The following is a 17,789-nucleotide window of genomic DNA, read 5'->3' on the forward strand; positions in this document are numbered from 1 at the left end:
GTTCTCGGTATGCCGGTACGGATCAACCGCGTGTACACCAGGGTCGGCGACAACGGCACGACCGCGCTCGGCGACGGCTCGCGCGTGCCGAAGACCGACCCGCGGCTGGCGGCCTACGCCGACGTCGACGAGACGAACTCGGTGGTCGGGCTGGCGCTCGCGATGGGCGGTCTCGACGAGGAGATCGCGCTGGTGCTGCGCCGCGTGCAGAACGACCTGTTCGACGTCGGCGCCGACCTGTGCTCGCCGGTGGTGCCCGATCCGGAGTTCCCGCCGCTGCGCATCACCGAGGCCTACATCGAGCGGCTCGAAGGCTGGTGCGACGAGTTCAACGAGCGCCTGCCGAAGCTGACGTCGTTCATCCTGCCGGGCGGCACCCCGGGCGCGGCGTTCCTGCACCAGGCACGCACGGTGAGCCGGCGGGCCGAACGGGCCGGGTGGGCGCTGGTGGAGGCGGACGCGGACCGCACGAACGTGCTGGCCGTGAAGTACCTCAACCGGCTCTCCGACCTGCTCTTCATCCTGGCCCGGCTGGCCAACCCGGACGGCGACGTGCTCTGGAAGCCCGGCGGAGAGGCCTGACCGGTCCGATCCGCGGCGAGCCTGCGGTCATCCTCATGTCCGCCGCCCGCACGGCGATCTAGGTTCGTGCCATGAGCGACAACGCACCCCTGCCGGGAAGCATCCGGCTGCCGGACGGCTCCTGGGTCCGCGGGCGCGGCCTGCGCCGCCCCCAGCCGACCGGCCCGGCGCCCCGATTCGGCCTCTACCTGGGCTCCGCGCGGCTGCGCCGCGAACACGACGCCAATCTGGGGTGGCCGCACACCTGGCTGGACTGGCCGGACTTCCGGCTGCCCCGCGACGAGGACGCCGCTGTCCGGGAGATCCGCGCCCTGCACGAGCGGGCACGCGGCGGCGAAGCGGTCGAGATCGCCTGTGCGGGTGGGGTCGGGCGGACCGGCACGGTCATCGCCTGCCTCGCCGTTCTGAGCGGCGTGGACCCCGCTGAGGCCGTCGCCTGGACGCGGCAGCACCACCACCCCCGCGCGGTCGAAACGCCGGGGCAACGCCGATGGGTGCGCCGGTTCACCCCGGGCTAGATCAAGAAGCGCGCGGGATCTGGCGGCCCGGCGGAGCGGACTCCAGCCAGGACAGGAACCCGGTCAGCGCGTCCGGGCCCATCGCGATCTCGATGGGCTCCTGGAGGGCCGACTCGCAGCGCAGGACCGTCGCGTCCGAGGGCACCGCGTACGCCTCGGTGCCGACCGGGTCGCGGCGGTCCGCGATCATCAACGTCTCACGTTCGAACACCCGGTCCGGGCCGGTGCGCAAGCTCCACACCCGGTACCAGGCGAACACCTCACCCTCGTAGCGCCCCAGACCCAGGTGCCAGCCCGCACGGGCGTTGTCCGGGTCCCAGCGCAACGCGACGCTCACGCCGCCCTGCCGCCGCATCCGCCCCCAGCGAAAGCTGTACCAGAACGCGACGACGGCAAGACCGAGCAGGACGACCAGGACAACGAGGGTGATTTCCACGGCCGGCTCCTGCTCGTCGCCGGGTCAGACCGACTGACCGGCCGCGCGGAGCCGGGCGGTTGCTCTGGCCCGCTCGGCCTCGTCCTCACCGCTCAGCGCGGACCGGGCGGCCTCGACGTCGATCTCGTCGGCGAGCTCGGCCGACTCGGCGAGGATGCTCACCCGCTCGGCGGTCACGGACAGGAAGCCACCGTGGACCGCGGCGCGGACGGTCTCACCGTCCGTGGTCGTCACCTTGACGACGCCACCCTCGACGAGCTGACCGAGTACCGGCTCGTGCCCCGGCATCAGGCCGATCTCACCCTCAGTGGTCTGCGCGACCACGAACGTCGCCTGACCGGACCAGAGACGGCGTTCGACGGCGACAAGCTCGACGGTCATCTCAGCCACGTGGTTCTCCTTCGTTCCCGCGCCGATGAGCGCAGTCTAATAGGTTCGCGACCGGTTACGACAACGGCGGGGTGAGAGTCCATAAAGGACACCCGCCCCGCCGTCGTCCCGACATCACTTGCCGGTGAGTTCCTTGTACTTCTTCTCGAGGTCCTCGAGGCCACCGATGCCCAGGAACGCCTGCTCCGGGTAGTGGTCGAACTCACCCTTGCTGATCTTGTCGAACGCCTCGACGGTCTCCGCGCGCGGCACGGTCGAGCCCGGCTGGCCGGTGAACTGCTCGGCGACGAGCATGTTCTGCGACAGGAACCGCTCGATCCGACGGGCCCGCTGCACGGTCAGCTTGTCCTCTTCGGACAGCTCGTCCATACCGAGGATCGCGATGATGTCCTGCAGCTCCTTGTACTTCTGCAGGATCCGGATGACCTCGGAGGCCACCCGGTAGTGGTCCTCGCCGACGATGGCCGGGTCGAGGATCGTCGAGGTGGAGGCCAGCGGGTCCACGGCCGGGAAGATGCCCTTCTGGAACACCGACCGGGAAAGCTCGGTGGTGGCGTCCAGGTGGGCGAACGTGGTGGCCGGGGCCGGGTCGGTGTAGTCGTCCGCCGGCACGTAGATCGCCTGCATCGAGGTGATCGAACGGCCCTTGGTCGAGGTGATCCGCTCCTGCAGCTCACCCATCTCGTCGGCCAGCGTCGGCTGGTAACCCACCGCCGAGGGCATGCGGCCCAGCAGGGTCGACACCTCGGAACCGGCCTGGGTGAACCGGAAGATGTTGTCGATGAACAGCAGCACGTCCTGGTTCTTGACGTCGCGGAAGTACTCCGCCATCGTCAGCGCGGACAGCGCGACCCGCATACGGGTGCCCGGCGGCTCGTCCATCTGGCCGAAGACGAGCGCGGTGTCGTTGATGACGCCGTCCTCGCTCATCTCCAGGAACAGGTCGGTGCCCTCACGGGTGCGCTCGCCGACACCGGCGAACACCGAGGTGCCACCGAAGTTCCGGGCGACACGGGTGATCATCTCCTTGATCAGCACCGTCTTGCCCACGCCGGCACCGCCGAACAGGCCGATCTTGCCACCCTGCACGTACGGGGTGAGCAGGTCGATGACCTTGAGGCCGGTCTCCAGCATCTCGGTCTTGCCCTCGAGCTGGTCGAACGCCGGGGGCTTGCGGTGGATGCTCCAGCGCTCCAGGTCCGCGCCGTAGCCCGGCTGGTCGAGGCAGTCGCCGAGCGCGTTGTAGACGTGGCCCTTGACCTCGTCGCCGACCGGCACCGAGATCGGGGCGCCGGTGTCGATCACCTCGGCGCCGCGGACGAGACCGTCCTGCGGGGCCAGCGAGATCGTGCGAACGAGGTTGTCGCCGAGGTGCTGCGCGACCTCGAGGGTGATCGTCTTGCGCAGCTGCTCGAACTCGACCTCGACCTTCAGCGCGTTGAACAGCTCGGGCACGGCGCCGCGCGGGAACTCCACGTCGACGACCGGGCCGGTCACCGAGACGATCCGGCCCTTGGTCCGGGTTTCAGTGGTGGTCATCTACTCATCACTTCCTACAGCGGCGAGCGCATCGGCCCCACCGACGATTTCGCTGATCTCCTGCGTGATCTGGGCCTGCCGCGCCTGGTTCGCCAGCCGGGTGTAGGTCTCCACCAGCTCGCTGGCGTTGTCCGACGCCGACTTCATGGCGGTGCGCCGGGCGGCCAGCTCGGAAGCGGCCGACTCGAGCAGAGCCGAAAAGATCCGCGTGTTGATGTACTTCGGCAGCAGGGCCGACAGCAGCCGGTCCGCGCTGGGCTCGAACTCGTACGCCGGGAGGATCTCGCCAGCGGCGGGCTCGGCACCCTCCTCGGTGTACTCGACCTCGAGGGGCGCCATCCGCTTGGCGACCGGGGTCTGGGTCAGCATCGACTTGAACTGGGTGTACACGATGTGCACCTCGTCCACGCCGAGGATGCCGTCCTCGCCCGGCCCGTTCGCGTCGTCGTCCGCGCCGGCGAGGAACGCCTTGGTCAGCGTCTCGCCCGCGGCGGCGGCGTTCTCGTAGTGCGGCTGGTCCGAGAAGCCGGTCCAGCTGTCGACGACCTCGCGGTTGCGGAACCGGTAGTAGTTCAGGCCCTTGCCGCCGATGACGTAGACCTGCGGCTCCTTGCCCTCGGAGCGCAGCAGCGAGAGCAGCTCCTCGGTGGCCCGCAGCACGTTGGTGTTGTAACCACCGCACAGGCCCTTGTCACTGGTCACCACCAGCACGGCCGCCCGCTTGGGGTTGGGCCGCTCGACGAGGAACGGGTCGTCGAGGCTCGCGGCCCCGCCCGCCAGCGCGGAGAGCACCTTGGTGATCTCCTCGGCGTACGGGCGCGAAGCCTCGACCCGCGCCTGGGCACGGCCGATCCGCGAGGTGGCGATCAGTTCCATCGCCTTGGTGATCTTGCCGATCGATTTCGTCGCCCGGATCTTTGCCCGGAGCTCGCGAAGTTGCGCCATCAGCTATCCGGTCACTTCGTCGGGGCGGGCTTGTTGACCTTGACGGTCTCCTGCCCGACCTTGTCGGCGTCCATCGCCTCGGCCTCGGCCTCGTTCACGAGCTGCTCACCGGAGGAGGTGGTGAAGCCCTTCTTGAACTCGGCGGCCGCGGCGGCGACGCGCTCGGCGAGCTCGTCGGTCCACTTACCCTTGTCGCGGATCTCGGCGAGGATGTCGTCGTGCTTGTGGCGGATGTTCTCCAGCAGCTCGGTGTTGAAGCGAGCCACGTCCTCCACCGGCACGTCGTCGAAATGCCCCTTGGTGCCGAGGAACACGGTGACGACCTGCTGCTCGACCGGGACCGGCGAGTACTGCGGCTGCTTGAGCACCTCGTACAGGCGGGCACCGCGGTCCAGCTGGGCGCGCGAGGTCGGGTCCAGGTCGGAGGCGAAGGCGGCGAACGCCTGCAGCTCCTGGTACTGGGACAGGTCGATCCGCAGCGAACCGGACACCGTCTTCATCGCCTTGATCTGCGCGTCACCACCGACTCGGGAAACCGAGGTGGTCACGTCGACCGCGGGACGCTGGCCCGAGTTGAACAGGTCGGACTGGAAGAAGCACTGCCCGTCGGTGATCGAGATGACGTTGGTGGGGATGTAGGCCGAGATGTCGTTGGCCTTGGTCTCGATGACCGGCAGACCGGTCAGCGAGCCGCCGCCCAGCTCGTCCGACAGCTTCGCGCAGCGCTCGAGCAGCCGGGAGTGCAAGTAGAAGACGTCGCCGGGGAACGCCTCGCGGCCCGGCGGGCGGCGCAGCAGCAGCGACAGGGCGCGGTAGGCGTCGGCCTGCTTGCTCAGGTCGTCGAACACGATCAGGACGTGCTTGCCCTGGTACATCCAGTGCTGGCCCAGCGCCGAACCGGTGTAGGGGGCCAGCCACTTGAAGCCGGCGGAGTCCGACGCGGGGGCCGCGACGATGGTGGTGTACTCCAGCGCTCCCGCGTCCTCGAGGGACTTGCGGACACCGGCGATGGTGGAGCCCTTCTGGCCGACCGCGACGTAGATGCAGCGGACCTGCTTGCTCGGGTCGCCGGTCGCCCAGTTGGCCTTCTGGTTGATGATCGTGTCGACGCAGACCGCGGTCTTGCCGGTCTTGCGGTCACCGATGATCAGCTGGCGCTGGCCGCGGCCGATCGGGGTCATCGCGTCGATCGCGGTGATGCCGGTCTGCAGCGGCTCGGACACCGGCTGGCGCTGCACGACCGAGGCGGCCTGCAGCTCGAGCGCGCGGCGGTCCTCGGCAACGATGTCGCCGAGCCCGTCGATCGGCTTGCCGAGCGGGTCGATGACGCGGCCCAGGAAGCCCTCGCCGACCGGGATCGAGAGGATCTGGCCGGTCCGCTTGACCTCCTGACCCTCTTCGATCTTCTCGTAGTTGCCGAGGATGACGACACCGATCTGGCGCGGCTCCAGGTTCTGGGCCACGCCGAGGATCCCGCCGGGGAACTCCAGCAGCTCGTTGGCCATGGTCGAGGGCAGACCCTCGACGTGGGCAACGCCGTCGCCGGTGTCCACGACGACGCCGACCTCTTCCCGGTTGACTTCGGGTGAGTAACTCGAGACGTAGTTCTCGATCGCGCTACGGATCTCGTCCGAGGAGATCGTCAGCTCCGCCATGTCGTTCCCGCTCTCTCGTTCCTGCAGGTGTGCAAAGTCTTGTGTGGTGTCAGGCCAGCTGCCTGCGCAGCTCGGCGATCCGGCCGGCGGTGCTGCCGTCGATGACCTCGTCGCCCACCCGGACGACGAGCCCGCCACCGAGGCGGGCGTCGACCTCGACGTGCAGCCCGATCGGACGCCCGTAGATCCGGCGCAGCTGCTCGGCCAGCCGCTCCCGCTGCTCCGCGGACAGCTCGCTCGCGCTCGTGACGTACGCGACCGAGCGCTCGCGGCGCTGCGCGGCCAGCTTGACCAGCTGGTCCAGGTTGAACCCGACGCTGCGGCCCGCCGACCGGCCCACGACCTGCTCCACCAGGGCAAGGGTGATGTCGTCCACCTTGCTCTGCAGCAGCTCGCGCACCAGCCTGCGCTTCGCGTCACCGGGTGCCGTCTGGTCGGACAGCGTCTGCTCCAGCTCCGGGTTGCTCACCACGATACGGGCGATCCGGAACAACTGGTCCTCGACGGCGTCGAGCTTCCCGGCCTTCTCCGCGCTGGTGAGCAGCGCGTTGCGGCCGAGCGACTCGACCCCGTCGACCAGTTCCCGCGGGCTGGACCAGCGGGCCGCGACCACGGCGTCGAGCACGCGCAGGGCCTGCTCGGACACCTTGCCGGTCAGCAGCGCGCGGACCAGCCGGGTGCGGGCCTCCGGGTCGGACGAGGCGTCGGCGACCGCGCGGCGCAGCCCGATCTCCCTGCCGAGCAGGTCGACCACGGCCAGCAGCTCGTTGCCGAGGGCGGCCGAGTCCGCGCCGGCCTCGCCGCTGACCTCGGCGAGCCGGGTCTCGGCGGAGGCGAGCGCTTCGCGGCTCGCGGCGTGCAGCGTCAGCGTCATCTGGACTACTTTCCTGCTCCGTTACCGGCGCTGCTGCCGAGCTCGGCGAGGAACCGGTCGACCGTGCCACGGCGACGGACCTCGTCCTCGAGGTGCTCCCCGACGATCCGGCTCGCCAGCTCGATCGAGTTGCGGCCCAGCTCGTTGCGCAGCTCCGTGACGATCTGTGCCTTCTGGGCCTGCAGCGCGGCGTGGCCCTGGGCGATGATCCGGGCGGCCTCGTCCTGGGCCTCGGCCCGCAGCTCCTCCTTGATCCGCTCCGCCTCGAGGCGAGCGTCGTCACGGATCTTGGCGGCCTCGGAGTAGGCGTCCTTGAGCTGTGCCTGGTACTTCGCGAGCGCCTCTTCGGCTTCGGCCTGTGCCTTCTCCGCCTTGGCGATGCCACCCTCGATGGCCGCCGTGCGCTCTTCGTACATCTTCTCGAAGCGCGGCACAGCGAACTTCTTGAGCAGCCACAGCAGGATCAGGAAGGCCACCAGGCCGAGGATGATCTCGCTGAGATGCGGCAGCACCGGGTTCGGCGCCTCTTCCGCGGCCAGCACGATCTGGGTCTTCACCACAACGACTCCTTCAGCGGTGAGCGGTTAACTCAGGCGGCGGAGGCGATGAAGTAGACGACCAGACCGATCAGGGCGAGCACCTCGGTAAGCACGAAGGTGGTCCAGGCGATACCCATGAGCTTGCCCTGGGCCTCCGGCTGACGGGCGGTGCCGTTGATGACGGCGGCCCAGATCAGACCCACACCGATGCCCGGGCCGATCGCGCCCAGACCGTAGCCGATGGCGGCGAGACCCGGGTTGAGGTTGACAGCGGTCTCGGCGGCCTGGGCAAGAACGATGTTGCTCACTTGCGTTTCCCTTTCACTCGGTCCGCTACCACGCGGATCGGGGGCTTTTCGGTTCGTTTTCTTCTAGTGGTCTTCGGCGAGCGCGGCGCCGATGTAGTTCGCCGACAGCACGGCGAACACATACGCCTGGATCACCTGGATCAGCGCTTCCACGAAGGTCATCAGGATGGCGAACGCCCACGAGACCAGCGAGATGGGCTTGAAGACCCCGCCCGCGTGGAGCAGCAGGAACTCGCCCGCGAGCGTGAACACCAGCAGGATCAGGTGGCCTGCGAACATCGCGGCGAACACCCGGACCGCCAGGGTGAGCGGGTTGAGGACGAACTTCTGCAGGAACTCGATCGGCGTCAGCAGGATGTAAATCGGGCCTGGCGCGCCCGGCGGGACGGTCGCGTGCTTGAGGTAGCCCACGAAGCCGTGCCGCTTGAACCCGACGTAGTGGTACACCGGGTAGACCACCAGCAGCGACAGCGCGATCGGGAAACCGATGTGCGAGAACGTCGGGAACTGGAAGATCGGGATGATCCCGAACAGGTTGTTGATCAGCACGAAGCTGAACAGCGTCAGCACCAGCGGGATGAACGGCTTGAAGTCCTTCGACCCGATCTGCTCACGCGCGATGCCGTTGCGCGCGAAGTCGTAGACGTACTCGGCGGCGAACTGCGCCTTGCCCGGCACGACCTTCAGCTTGCGCGAGGTCAGCAGGAAGAAGGCCGCGATGATGATCACCGACAGCACGACCAGGATCATCGGCTTGGTGACGCCGAGGAAGATCGGCGGCAGGTCGAAGTCTCCGGCACCCGGGGGCGCGAACGTTTCGCCCTCGGCCAATACCAGCGCGCCCAACTGGGCTCCTTCCGGTTCTCCCGGCCGGCGTTCACTCCGCCGGGGGAATCGTCACGATCTGGACTTAACGTACCCGATACGTTTCGGGTGCTTGGAGGCGGATCCCCTCAGTGAACAACGCGTGTACTTTCAGCCACCTGGGGGTTTCGGCACTACGATCTCCGACGGCAGAATCGGCCGAGCCAGCTCAGGGGCCATCCGTCTCGATCGCCACGTTGCCGGTCGGGTTCCGCATCGGGAGCGCGGCCCGAAGGCCCCACCTCCACAGTGCGGACGATACCAGCCGGTAAATCGACACCGTACGGGCGTACTCCTTAATGGGTTCCCACCCGTCGGAGTACCGCCGGAATCCGGCGCTGACCTGCGGAAGTCAGCTCGGGATGATCGTCGGGATCTTGGTCTTGCGGAAGGCCAGGAACTCCGCCGCCGCCCAGACCAGGATCACCGCCAGCGTGGTGAACGCCAGCGCGTAGCGGTTGAACGCGTCGACGCCCTTGAGGGCGGTCATGACGCCGAACAGCACCAGCACCTTGAGGATGTAGCCGCCGATCGCCACCGCCATCACCATGAACGGGTCCAGCGCGGCCGACTTGCGCATCATGAACAGCGTGACCAGGGACGACGCGAACGCGATCGCGCCGCCGACCAGCGAGCCCAGCAGGCCCGGCACGCCGGACAGGATCGTCGACACGACCACGCCGATCACGACCGTGGCCAGCCCCGGCCACAGCGCGAAGCGCAGCATCGCGTCGGCCAGCTTGAGCACCGACTGCGCGTGCGGGTTCTCGGTGTTGTCGGTCATGACACTCCCTGGTTCCGCGACCTCAGGCGCGGAATGACGGACACGATCGCGGCGAGGACGAGTCCCGCGCCGACGATCCAGAGTACCGCCGTCGTGTCGAACAGCGTCACCGAGACCGCGCCGAAGCCGAGCAGGCCCGCCCACAGGTAGATCAGCAGCACCGCGCGGCGCTGCGAGTGGCCGATCTCCAGCAGGCGGTGGTGCAGGTGCATCTTGTCGGCCGCGAACGGGCTCTCGCCGCGCCGCGTGCGCCGGACGACCGCCATCAGCAGGTCCAGGACCGGCAGGAACAGCACCGCGACGACGACCAGCAGCGGGGACAGCAGCGCCAGCGCGTCCGAGCCGCCGAACCGGGTGTAGTTGATCTTGCCGGAGGCCGAGGTGGTGGCGCCGGCCAGCATCAGGCCGATCATCATCGAACCGGAGTCGCCCATGAAGATCTTCGCGGGCTGGAAGTTGTGCGGCAGGAAGCCGAGGCACGCGCCGGCCAGCGTGGCGGCGATCAGCGCCGGCGGGTAGACGCCGACGTCGCCGCCCTGGGAGTTGAGCAGGCCGAGCGAGAACGCGCAGGTCGCGGCCGCGGCGATGAACCCGAGCCCGGCGGCGAGGCCGTCCAGCCCGTCGACGAAGTTCAGCGCGTTCACCAGCAGCACCACGAGCAGCACCATCAGCAGCCCGCCCTGGTTGTTGTCCAGGGTGACCACCGAGCCGAGCGCGTCGCCGTTGCCGCCCCACGGCACCCAGAAGACGTTCCACTGCACGCCGAAGATGACCAGGATGCCCGCGCACATCACCTGGCCTGCGAGCTTGGTCCAGGCGTCGATCTCGAAGCGGTCGTCCAGCGCGCCGATCAGCACGATGACGCCGCCGCCGATCAGCACGCCGACCGGGTCGAGGGAGAAGTCGAACGCGCGGCGCAGCACCGGCAGCTGGTGGGCCATCGCCATGCCACCGACGACGCCCAGGTACATGCCGACGCCGCCCATGCGCGGGATCGGGATGACGTGCACGTCGCGGGCGCGCGGGTTGGCGATGGCGCCGAGGCGGATCGCCAGGCGCCGGATGACGCCGGTGAGCAGGAACGTCAGGGTCGCGGCGATGAGGCCGACGAGGATGTACTCCCGGATCGGGAGGCCTGCGGTGGTTACGGGGGTCATCAGGCCGCGGTCTTCACCGGTGCGCCGAGCACCTCGCTCACCGCTTCCGCGCTCACCGCGCCCGCCCGCAGCAGCACGGGCTCGTCGCCGGTCAGGTCGACGATCGACGAGGGCACCGGCTGCCCACTGGGCCCGCCGTCGAGGTAGACCGAGACCGACTCGCCGAGCTGCTCCCGCGCCTCCTCCGCGCTGGACGCCGGAGACCGCCCGGCGACGTTGGCGCTGGAGACGGCCATCGGGCCGACGTCGCGGAGCAGCTCCAGCGCGACCGGGTGCAGCGGCATCCGGAGCATCACGGTGCCGCGGGTGGTGCCCAGGTCCCAGCGCAGGCTCGGCGCGTGTGGGAGCACAATGGACAGATCGCCGGGCCAGAAGGCCTCGATGAGGGCACGTGCCTGCGGCGGAACGCCGAGCACCAGACCGTCCACTGTGGACCAGGAGCCGACGAGCACGCCGACGGGCAGGTCCGGGCCGCGGTTCTTCGCCCGGAGCAGCGCACGCACGGCGGCGGAGTCGAAGGCGTCCGCCCCGATGCCGTAGACCGTGTCCGTGGGCAGCACGACCAGCCGCCCCGAACGGACCGCGCTCGCCGCCGCGGCCAGCCCCTCGGCCCGCGTTTCCGGACGGCTGCAGTCGTACACCGCGCTCATGGGGTGAAGACTATTCCCGGTCGGGTAACGGCTTGGTTGCGGGTGGCGCTCACCGCACCGCCCGCGCGGCACGCCCCCGCGACCGGCCGACTTCACCGCCACAGCGGGCAACACGCCGTCACGCACGTGTTGGCCCCTCCGGGTGGCGTGTTCGCCGCTGCAGGCGAGCGTGGCTGGGGTGGCGGTGCGGGTGGGGTGGTGAGCGGTGGCAGCGGGGGTCAGCCGCGGAGGGCGGTGACGAAACGGGGGCGTCCGGCGAGGTCGCGGTGGTCCTGGACGTCCGTCAGCACCTTGCGGGACGCGACCAGCGCCGGAGCGGCCGAACCGTGCGTGTCGTCGTGTTCGATGGCCACTCCGCCGCCGCGCTTGAGGAGCCGGCAGGCGGTCGCCACGGCCTGCCGGACCACCGCGAGGCCGCCGTCGGGGGCGAAGACCGCCTGCGGCGGGTCGAAGTCGACCACCTCAGGCGGCAGATCGCCGCCCGGCGGGACGTACGGCGGGTTGCACACCACCAGGTCCACCAGTCCGTCCAGCTCGGCGAAGATCGTGCTGTCCCCGACGTCGCCGGAGTACAGGCGGATCGGCGTGTCCCCCGCCGCGGCCTGCTTGTCCGCGTTGTGCCGCGCCCACGCGAGCGCGTTCGGGTCGATGTCCACGGCGTAGACCACCGCGTCCGGCCGCTCGTGCGCGATCGCCAGCGCCAGCGCGCCCGAACCGGTGCACAGGTCGACCACCACCGGGTACTCGCGGCCGTGGATGAGCCGCAACCCCCACTCGACCAGCAGTTCCGTCTCTGGCCGCGGGATGAAGACACCGGGCCCGACGTCCAGCGTGATGCCGGCGAACCCGGCCCACCCGGTCAGGTGCTGCAGCGGCACCCGCTTGGCGCGCTGCGCCACCAGCTTGCCGATCGCCTCGACCACGGGCGGGTCGACGAGGGGCACGAGCGGCAGGCGACCGCGGTCGACGCCGAGCACGTGCGCGGCGATGAGTTCGGCGTCGGCGCGCGGAGACGCCACCCCCGCCTCCTCCAGGATGCGCATCGCCTCGAGGATCGCCAGTCGCAACGGTTGCCGCTTCACGCGCCCAACTTTTCCACAGCGGTCATCCGCTCGCGGGGACGTATGCCGCGAGCGTCCCGCGCGTCTGGCGGAGACCGTCGATGCGCTCGTCCAGTGCGTCGAGCTGCTCACGCAGCGTGCGCACCACCTCCGGGCACAGCTCCAGGTCCGGCTTCTCCCCTCGCGCGCACGGCAGCAGTTTCGCGATCACGCACGTCGACAGCCCGGCCGCCAGCAGCGCGCGGATCTGCCGGACCGTGACCACGGCGTCGTCGTCGTAGACCCGGTAACCGTTGGCGTCCCGGCGCGGCACCAGGAGCCCCTGCTCCTCGTAGTACCGCAGCAACCGCTGGCTGACCCCGGTCCGGGCGGACAGCTCCCCGATCCGCATGCGACCTCGCTCACTCGAAAGTTGACCTTCACACCGGTGTCAGTTCCTAACGTCGCCGCATGACCGAACATTTCTCGCACGTCGTCCGCGGATCCGGCCCCGGCCTGCTGCTCGCCCACGGCGGTGGCGGCGGCATCGAGGCGAACTTCGGCCCGATCCTGGACGACCTCGCCCGCACGCACACCGTGGTCGGCCCGGACTACCCCGGCAGCGGGGCGACACCACGCAGCGACGAGCCGCTGACCCTGGACGGGCTGGCCGACTCCCTGGTGGCGACCGCCGTGTCCGCCGGGGTGGAGCGCTTCACGATCCTCGGCTACTCGCTCGGAACGGCGGTCGCGGTGCGCGCGGCCACGCGGCACCCGGAGCGGGTGACCGGCCTCGTGCTGACCGCCGGATTCGCCCACCCGACGAACCAGATGCGGCTCGCCGTCGACGTGTGGCGGGAGCTGCTGGACCTCGGGAACAAGGAGCTGCTGGCGAAGTACCTGACTTTCGCGGGCGTTGGCTTCGGGTACCTGAACGCGCTGTCGCCGCAGGAACTCGAGGGCGCGCTGGCCGGTCTGGCCGTTCCCGAGGGCGCGCCGGAGCACGTGGACCTGGTGGCCTCGGTGGACACCCGCGCGGAGCTGGGCCGGATCACCGTGCCGGCGCTGGTCATCGGCACGCGGCAGGACGTGCTGGTGCCGATCGGCGTGCAGCGCGAGCTGGCCGACGGGATCCCGGGCGCGGAGTTCGTGGAGATCGCGAGCGGCCACTCGATGCAGGCCGAGGCCCGCGACGAGTGGCTCGCCCGGATCAGGGACTTCCTGGACCGGTAGGCGTCACTGGCCCGCGGTGGCCAGGCGCTCCTCGCGGTCGGCGGCGGCCAGGGCGTCGAGCACGGCGTCCAGGTCGCCGTCCAGGACCTGGTCCAGGTTGTACGCCTTGTAGTTCACCCGGTGGTCCGAGATGCGGTTCTCCGGGAAGTTGTAGGTGCGCACCCGCTCGGAGCGGTCGACCGTCCGGACCTGCGACTTCCGCGCGTCGGCGGCCTTGGCGGCGGCCTCTTCCTCCGCCATCGCCTGCAGCCGCGCCTGCAGCACCTGGATGGCGCGGGCCCGGTTCTGGATCTGCGACTTCTCGTTCTGGCAGGACACCACGATCCCGGTGGGCAGGTGCGTCACGCGCACGGCCGAGTCGGTGGTGTTGACGCTCTGCCCGCCGGGGCCGGACGACCGGAACACGTCGATCCGCAGGTCGTTCGGGTCGATCTCGACCTCGACCTCCTCCGGCTCCGGGTAGATCAGGACGCCCGCGGCGGAGGTGTGGATGCGGCCCTGCGACTCGGTCGCAGGCACGCGCTGCACGCGGTGCACGCCGCCCTCGAACTTCAGCCGCGCCCACACGCCGTCCGCGTCGGTGCCCTTGCTCTTCACCGCGACCGTGACGTCCTTGTAGCCGCCGAGGTCGGAGTGCACCGCGTCGAGCACCTCGGCCTTCCAGCCGTGCCGCTCGGCGTAGCGCAGGTACATGCGCAGCAGGTCGCCGGCGAACAGGGCCGACTCCTCGCCGCCCTCGCCGGACTTGATCTCCATCAGGACGTCCGAGCCGTCGTACGGGTCGCGCGGCAGCAGCAGCTCCGTCAGCCGGGACTCCAGCTGCGGGATGCGCGCCGCGATCTCCTCGGCCTCGGCCGCGAAGCCCGCGTCCTCGTCGGCCAGCTCACGCGCGGTGCCCAGGTCGTCCCGCGCCTGGTCCAGCTCGTTGATGACCTTGACGATCGGGCTCAGCTCGGCGTAGCGGCGGCCGAGCTTGCGCGCCCGGCCCTGGTCGGCGTGCACGGCCGGGTCCGCCAGCTGCTTTTCCAGATCGGCGTACTCGGCGAGCAGCCCGTGCAGGGAAGACGAATCCACGACCGAACCTTCCTCTTGATGGCCTCAGGACACAAAAGCGGCGCCCACCCCCGATGGTCGGGAGTGGGCGCCGGCGGTGGAGCTACTTGGCGTCGGCCTTCTTGCCGGCCCGCTTGCCGTAGCGCGCCTCGAAGCGCGCGACCCGGCCACCGGTGTCCATGATCTTCTGCTTGCCGGTGTAGAAGGGGTGGCAGTTCGAGCAGATTTCGACCGTGATGGCGCCGGAGGTCTTGGTGCTGCGGGTCGTGAAGGTGTTGCCGCAACCACAGGTGACGGTGGTGGGCACGTACTCGGGGTGGATACCGCTCTTCATGGAGTCCTCTCTCGGTGGCCGCCGGGTCCCCGCGGCGTTCTGCGACACGTGGGGTGAACCGGAGCCGGACGTTAGCGGATTGATTCTGCCAGACGCGCTGACATGCAGGTCAACGCCCCCCGGGCGACGCATATTCCGGGTACGGGACGTGTACGGGTTTTGTACGGGCGCACGCGAGGCTCGTGGCCGAGACCCGGACCCGCCGGGTGAGGAGGAGCCGATGTCACTTTCGCGCACCGCCAAGTCCGCCGCCGTCGCCGCGCTCGCCGCCACGGCACTCGCCCTCGTGCCGGCCACGAGCCAGGCCGCCACTCTCGCCACCGTCGCCCCGAACAGCGACGTCTCCATCCTCGCCGCCGGGGACGGCACGCCGGCGGGCGCCGTCGCGTGGTTCAAGGCCCGCATCGGCAGCACCGCCTACCAGGGCCTGTGCGAGAAGGCCGTGGAGAACGCCTACGGCACCACCGGGGTGTGGGCCTCGGCCAACGCGCACTGGTTCGGCGCCAGCCCCAAGCACGCCGGTGACCGGAACCCGCCACTGGGCGCGTTCGTGTACTGGAACATCAGCAACTACGGCCACGTCGGCATCTCCGACGGCGCCGGCGGGTTCTACGCGACCAGCGTCGGCGGCAAGATCGGGCACGTCACCAAGGCCCAGGGCGGCTACAGCTACTACAGCAACTACCGCGGCTGGACCCCGGCGGCCGTCCCCCACCAGTAGGAACCGCAACGAAAACGGCCACCCTTCCTGGGGGAGGGTGGCCGTTTTTCGCTTGCTACGACTCTCAGTCGTCGTCGGACGCCAGCGCCGTCTTGCTGACCTGCATCAGGAACTCGATGTTGGTCTTCGTCTTGCGCAGGCGGGACAGCAGCAGGTCGATGGCCTGCTGCGAGTCCAGCGCGTGCAGGACCCGGTGCAGCTTGTGCGTGACCGCCAGCTCGTCCGGCGAGAGCAGCAGCTCCTCCTTGCGGGTGCCGGACGGGTTGACGTCCACCGCCGGGAAGACGCGCCGCTCGGCGATCTTGCGGTCGAGCTTGAGCTCGGCGTTGCCGGTGCCCTTGAACTCCTCGAAGATCACCGTGTCACCGGTCGACCCGGTCTCGACCATCGCCGTGGCGAAGATCGTCAGCGAGCCGCCGTTCTCGATGTTGCGCGCCGCGCCGAGGAAGCGCTTCGGCGGGAACAGCGCGGTCGAGTCGACACCACCGGAGAGGATCCGGCCGGACGCCGGGGCCGCCAGGTTGTAGGCGCGGCCGAGGCGGGTGATCGAGTCGAGCAGGACCACCACGTCCATGCCCATCTCCACGAGGCGCTTGGCCCGCTCGATGGACAGCTCGGCGACCGAGGTGTGGTCTGACGGCGGGCGGTCGAAGGTCGAGGCGATGACCTCACCCTTCACCGACCGCTGCATGTCGGTGACCTCCTCCGGACGCTCGTCGACGAGGACGACCATCAGGTGGCACTCGGGGTTGTTCGTGGTGATCGCGTTCGCGATGTCCTGCATGATCGTGGTCTTGCCCGCCTTCGGCGGCGACACGATCAGGGCACGCTGCCCCTTGCCGACCGGCATGACCAGGTCGATCACGCGGGTGGTCAGCTTGTGCGGCTCGGTCTCCAGGCGCAACCGCTCGTTCGGGTAGAGCGGCGTCAGCTTGGTGAACTCGGGGCGGCGCTTGGCCTCGTCCGGGTCCAGGCCGTTGACGCTGTCGACGCGCACCAGCGGGTTGAACTTCTGGCGCTGCTGCTCGCCCTCGCGCGGCTGCTTGACGACACCGGTGATCGCGTCACCGCGGCGCAGGCCGTGCTTGCGGACCAGCGACAGCGACACATACACGTCGTTCGGCCCCGGCAGGTAGCCCGAGGTGCGCACGAACGCGTAGTTGTCCAGGACGTCGAGGATGCCGGCGACCGGCAGCAGGACGTCGTCCTCGCGGATCTCGGTGTCCGTGCCGCCCTCGCCGCGGTTGCCACCGCGACGGCGGCGGTCCCGGAACCGGCGGCCGCGACGGCCGCCCTCGTCGTCGTCCGCGTTGTTCTGGCCGCCACCGGAGTTCTGGCCGCCGCCCGCGTTCTGCTTGGACTGGCCGCCACCGGAGCCGGAGTCGCGGTTGTTCTGCTTGCGCTGGTCGCCACCGCCCTGCTGGGCCTGGTCGCCACCGCGCTGCTCGCGCTGGTCGCCGCCGCGCTGGTCGCGCTGGTCCCCACCGCGCTGGTCACCGCCACCGCGGTTGTCCGGGCTGCCCGCGGCGCGGTTCGCGCCGCGGCGACGGCGGGCGCCGCCCTCGCGGCGGGGGGCGTCCTCACCCTGCTGGGGCGCGTCGGCGCCGTTCACGGGCTTCTCGGCCTGGGCCGGCTTCTCGGCCTTCTCCACCACCGGGGCGGGGTTGTCGGCCGGGGCCGCGGCCTGCCGGGGCGCCTTCTCGGCGGTCTTGGCGGGCGCCGGAGCCTCCACCTTCGCGGCGATGCCGTCGAGGGGCAGGGTCTCGTCGGCGGCGCGCTTGCGCGGGGCCTTGCCCTGGCGCTCGCGGATCGCGGCGATCAGATCGCCCTTGCGCATCCCCTTGGTGTCGCCGATGCCCAGCTGGGTGGCGAGTTCCCGCAGGTCGGCGATCACCATGCCGGACAGGCCACCGCTGCGGCGCTTCGGCGCGGCCGTGCCGTTGCTCTCCCCTGGCTCAGCGTTCGTCGCGGCGGTCGCCACGTCGCCGCTCAAAAGATCGGTGTTGCTCACACATGTCCTTCCTGACCGATCCACGCCTCCAGGTGGATCAGCGGACTACCGCCCGCGTCCGATCGCGAGGCGGTCTGCTCCTGCCCGGTGTGGCTTCCCCGGCCGGGACACGCAGGTCACAGCGGCGGAGCCGCCACACGGGGTTCTCGCGTGCTC

Annotated in this window: 21 protein-coding genes; 4 read left to right on the forward strand and 17 right to left on the reverse strand. The window is 70.1% G+C overall.

Annotated elements, in window-relative coordinates:
- The first annotated feature begins 9 nt into the window (after positions 1 to 9).
- A complete protein-coding gene (locus ABZ193_RS16150) occupies positions 10 to 582 on the forward strand; it encodes a cob(I)yrinic acid a,c-diamide adenosyltransferase (RefSeq protein ID WP_354710384.1) in 573 nt (190 codons plus the stop codon).
- A gap of 71 nt (positions 583 to 653) precedes the next feature.
- A complete protein-coding gene (locus ABZ193_RS16155; protein ID WP_354710386.1) occupies positions 654 to 1,100 on the forward strand; it encodes a protein-tyrosine phosphatase family protein in 447 nt (148 codons plus the stop codon).
- Between the two features lies 1 nt (position 1,101).
- Here ABZ193_RS16155 and ABZ193_RS16160 read toward each other — a convergent pair whose 3' ends face one another.
- The 14 genes from ABZ193_RS16160 to ABZ193_RS16225 all read right to left on the reverse strand — a co-directional run bounded on the left by ABZ193_RS16160 (position 1,102) and on the right by ABZ193_RS16225 (position 12,693).
- The gene (locus ABZ193_RS16160; RefSeq protein ID WP_020417793.1) at positions 1,102 to 1,536 is read right to left on the reverse strand and encodes a DUF2550 domain-containing protein; all 435 of its coding nucleotides are present in this window, start codon (positions 1,534 to 1,536) and stop codon (positions 1,102 to 1,104) included.
- A gap of 24 nt (positions 1,537 to 1,560) precedes the next feature.
- The gene (locus tag ABZ193_RS16165; protein ID WP_027935827.1) at positions 1,561 to 1,926 is read right to left on the reverse strand and encodes a F0F1 ATP synthase subunit epsilon; all 366 of its coding nucleotides are present in this window, start codon (positions 1,924 to 1,926) and stop codon (positions 1,561 to 1,563) included.
- A 114-nt stretch (positions 1,927 to 2,040) separates the two neighbouring features.
- The gene (gene atpD / locus ABZ193_RS16170; RefSeq protein WP_017987310.1) at positions 2,041 to 3,465 is read right to left on the reverse strand and encodes a F0F1 ATP synthase subunit beta; all 1,425 of its coding nucleotides are present in this window, start codon (positions 3,463 to 3,465) and stop codon (positions 2,041 to 2,043) included.
- A complete protein-coding gene (locus ABZ193_RS16175; RefSeq protein ID WP_354710421.1) occupies positions 3,466 to 4,413 on the reverse strand; it encodes a F0F1 ATP synthase subunit gamma in 948 nt (315 codons plus the stop codon).
- Between the two features lie 8 nt (positions 4,414 to 4,421).
- Positions 4,422 to 6,065: a F0F1 ATP synthase subunit alpha gene (atpA, locus tag ABZ193_RS16180; RefSeq protein ID WP_020417790.1), complete on the reverse strand. Its 1,644-nt coding sequence runs from the start codon at positions 6,063 to 6,065 to the stop codon at positions 4,422 to 4,424.
- Between the two features lie 49 nt (positions 6,066 to 6,114).
- Positions 6,115 to 6,933, reverse strand: coding sequence for a F0F1 ATP synthase subunit delta (locus tag ABZ193_RS16185; RefSeq protein ID WP_027935825.1), 819 nt, complete (start codon positions 6,931 to 6,933; stop codon positions 6,115 to 6,117).
- Positions 6,934 to 6,944: 11 nt separating this feature from the next.
- A complete protein-coding gene (locus tag ABZ193_RS16190) occupies positions 6,945 to 7,499 on the reverse strand; it encodes a F0F1 ATP synthase subunit B (protein WP_017987306.1) in 555 nt (184 codons plus the stop codon).
- A 29-nt stretch (positions 7,500 to 7,528) separates the two neighbouring features.
- Positions 7,529 to 7,786 (reverse strand): F0F1 ATP synthase subunit C, encoded by a 258-nt coding sequence (locus tag ABZ193_RS16195; RefSeq protein ID WP_020417788.1) that lies wholly within the window; start codon positions 7,784 to 7,786, stop codon positions 7,529 to 7,531.
- A gap of 63 nt (positions 7,787 to 7,849) precedes the next feature.
- The gene (gene atpB, locus ABZ193_RS16200) at positions 7,850 to 8,632 is read right to left on the reverse strand and encodes a F0F1 ATP synthase subunit A (RefSeq protein ID WP_027935824.1); all 783 of its coding nucleotides are present in this window, start codon (positions 8,630 to 8,632) and stop codon (positions 7,850 to 7,852) included.
- Between the two features lie 370 nt (positions 8,633 to 9,002).
- The gene (locus ABZ193_RS16205) at positions 9,003 to 9,434 is read right to left on the reverse strand and encodes a hypothetical protein (RefSeq protein ID WP_020417786.1); all 432 of its coding nucleotides are present in this window, start codon (positions 9,432 to 9,434) and stop codon (positions 9,003 to 9,005) included.
- Positions 9,431 to 10,591 carry an MraY family glycosyltransferase gene (locus ABZ193_RS16210; RefSeq protein ID WP_020417785.1) on the reverse strand — a complete coding sequence of 387 codons (1,161 nt, stop codon included), beginning with the start codon at positions 10,589 to 10,591 and terminating at the stop codon, positions 9,431 to 9,433. Before ABZ193_RS16210 ends, ABZ193_RS16205 begins: the two co-directional genes overlap by 4 nt.
- Entirely contained in the window at positions 10,591 to 11,241 is a 651-nt protein-coding gene (locus ABZ193_RS16215; RefSeq protein WP_237339556.1) for an L-threonylcarbamoyladenylate synthase, read from the reverse strand. Before ABZ193_RS16215 ends, ABZ193_RS16210 begins: the two co-directional genes overlap by 1 nt.
- 218 nt (positions 11,242 to 11,459) lie before the next feature.
- Positions 11,460 to 12,323, reverse strand: a complete 864-nt coding sequence (prmC, locus tag ABZ193_RS16220) for a peptide chain release factor N(5)-glutamine methyltransferase (protein WP_020417783.1) — start codon at positions 12,321 to 12,323, stop codon at positions 11,460 to 11,462.
- 22 nt (positions 12,324 to 12,345) lie between these two features.
- Positions 12,346 to 12,693, reverse strand: coding sequence for a MerR family transcriptional regulator (locus ABZ193_RS16225; protein WP_354710388.1), 348 nt, complete (start codon positions 12,691 to 12,693; stop codon positions 12,346 to 12,348).
- A 59-nt stretch (positions 12,694 to 12,752) separates the two neighbouring features.
- On the opposite strand from ABZ193_RS16225, the gene ABZ193_RS16230 reads away from it, so the two are divergent.
- Positions 12,753 to 13,514: an alpha/beta hydrolase gene (locus ABZ193_RS16230; protein ID WP_354710389.1), complete on the forward strand. Its 762-nt coding sequence runs from the start codon at positions 12,753 to 12,755 to the stop codon at positions 13,512 to 13,514.
- Between the two features lie 3 nt (positions 13,515 to 13,517).
- On the opposite strand, the gene prfA is transcribed toward ABZ193_RS16230, so the two are convergent.
- Complete coding sequence (prfA, locus tag ABZ193_RS16235; protein ID WP_027932041.1) at positions 13,518 to 14,588, reverse strand: peptide chain release factor 1; 1,071 nt, start codon at positions 14,586 to 14,588, stop codon at positions 13,518 to 13,520.
- A gap of 82 nt (positions 14,589 to 14,670) precedes the next feature.
- Positions 14,671 to 14,901, reverse strand: a complete 231-nt coding sequence (gene rpmE, locus ABZ193_RS16240; protein ID WP_017987296.1) for a 50S ribosomal protein L31 — start codon at positions 14,899 to 14,901, stop codon at positions 14,671 to 14,673.
- 220 nt (positions 14,902 to 15,121) lie between these two features.
- Between rpmE and ABZ193_RS16245 the strand changes: the two genes are divergently transcribed.
- Positions 15,122 to 15,622, forward strand: a complete 501-nt coding sequence (locus ABZ193_RS16245) for a CHAP domain-containing protein (protein WP_354710390.1) — start codon at positions 15,122 to 15,124, stop codon at positions 15,620 to 15,622.
- A gap of 64 nt (positions 15,623 to 15,686) precedes the next feature.
- Here the strand turns inward: ABZ193_RS16245 and rho are convergent, their stop codons facing one another.
- Entirely contained in the window at positions 15,687 to 17,633 is a 1,947-nt protein-coding gene (rho, locus tag ABZ193_RS16250) for a transcription termination factor Rho (RefSeq protein ID WP_354710391.1), read from the reverse strand.
- Positions 17,634 to 17,789: the final 156 nt, after the last annotated feature.

It is taken from the genome of Amycolatopsis sp. NPDC006125 (assembly GCF_040614195.1).
Lineage (GTDB): Bacteria > Actinomycetota > Actinomycetes > Mycobacteriales > Pseudonocardiaceae > Amycolatopsis_E > Amycolatopsis_E tucumanensis.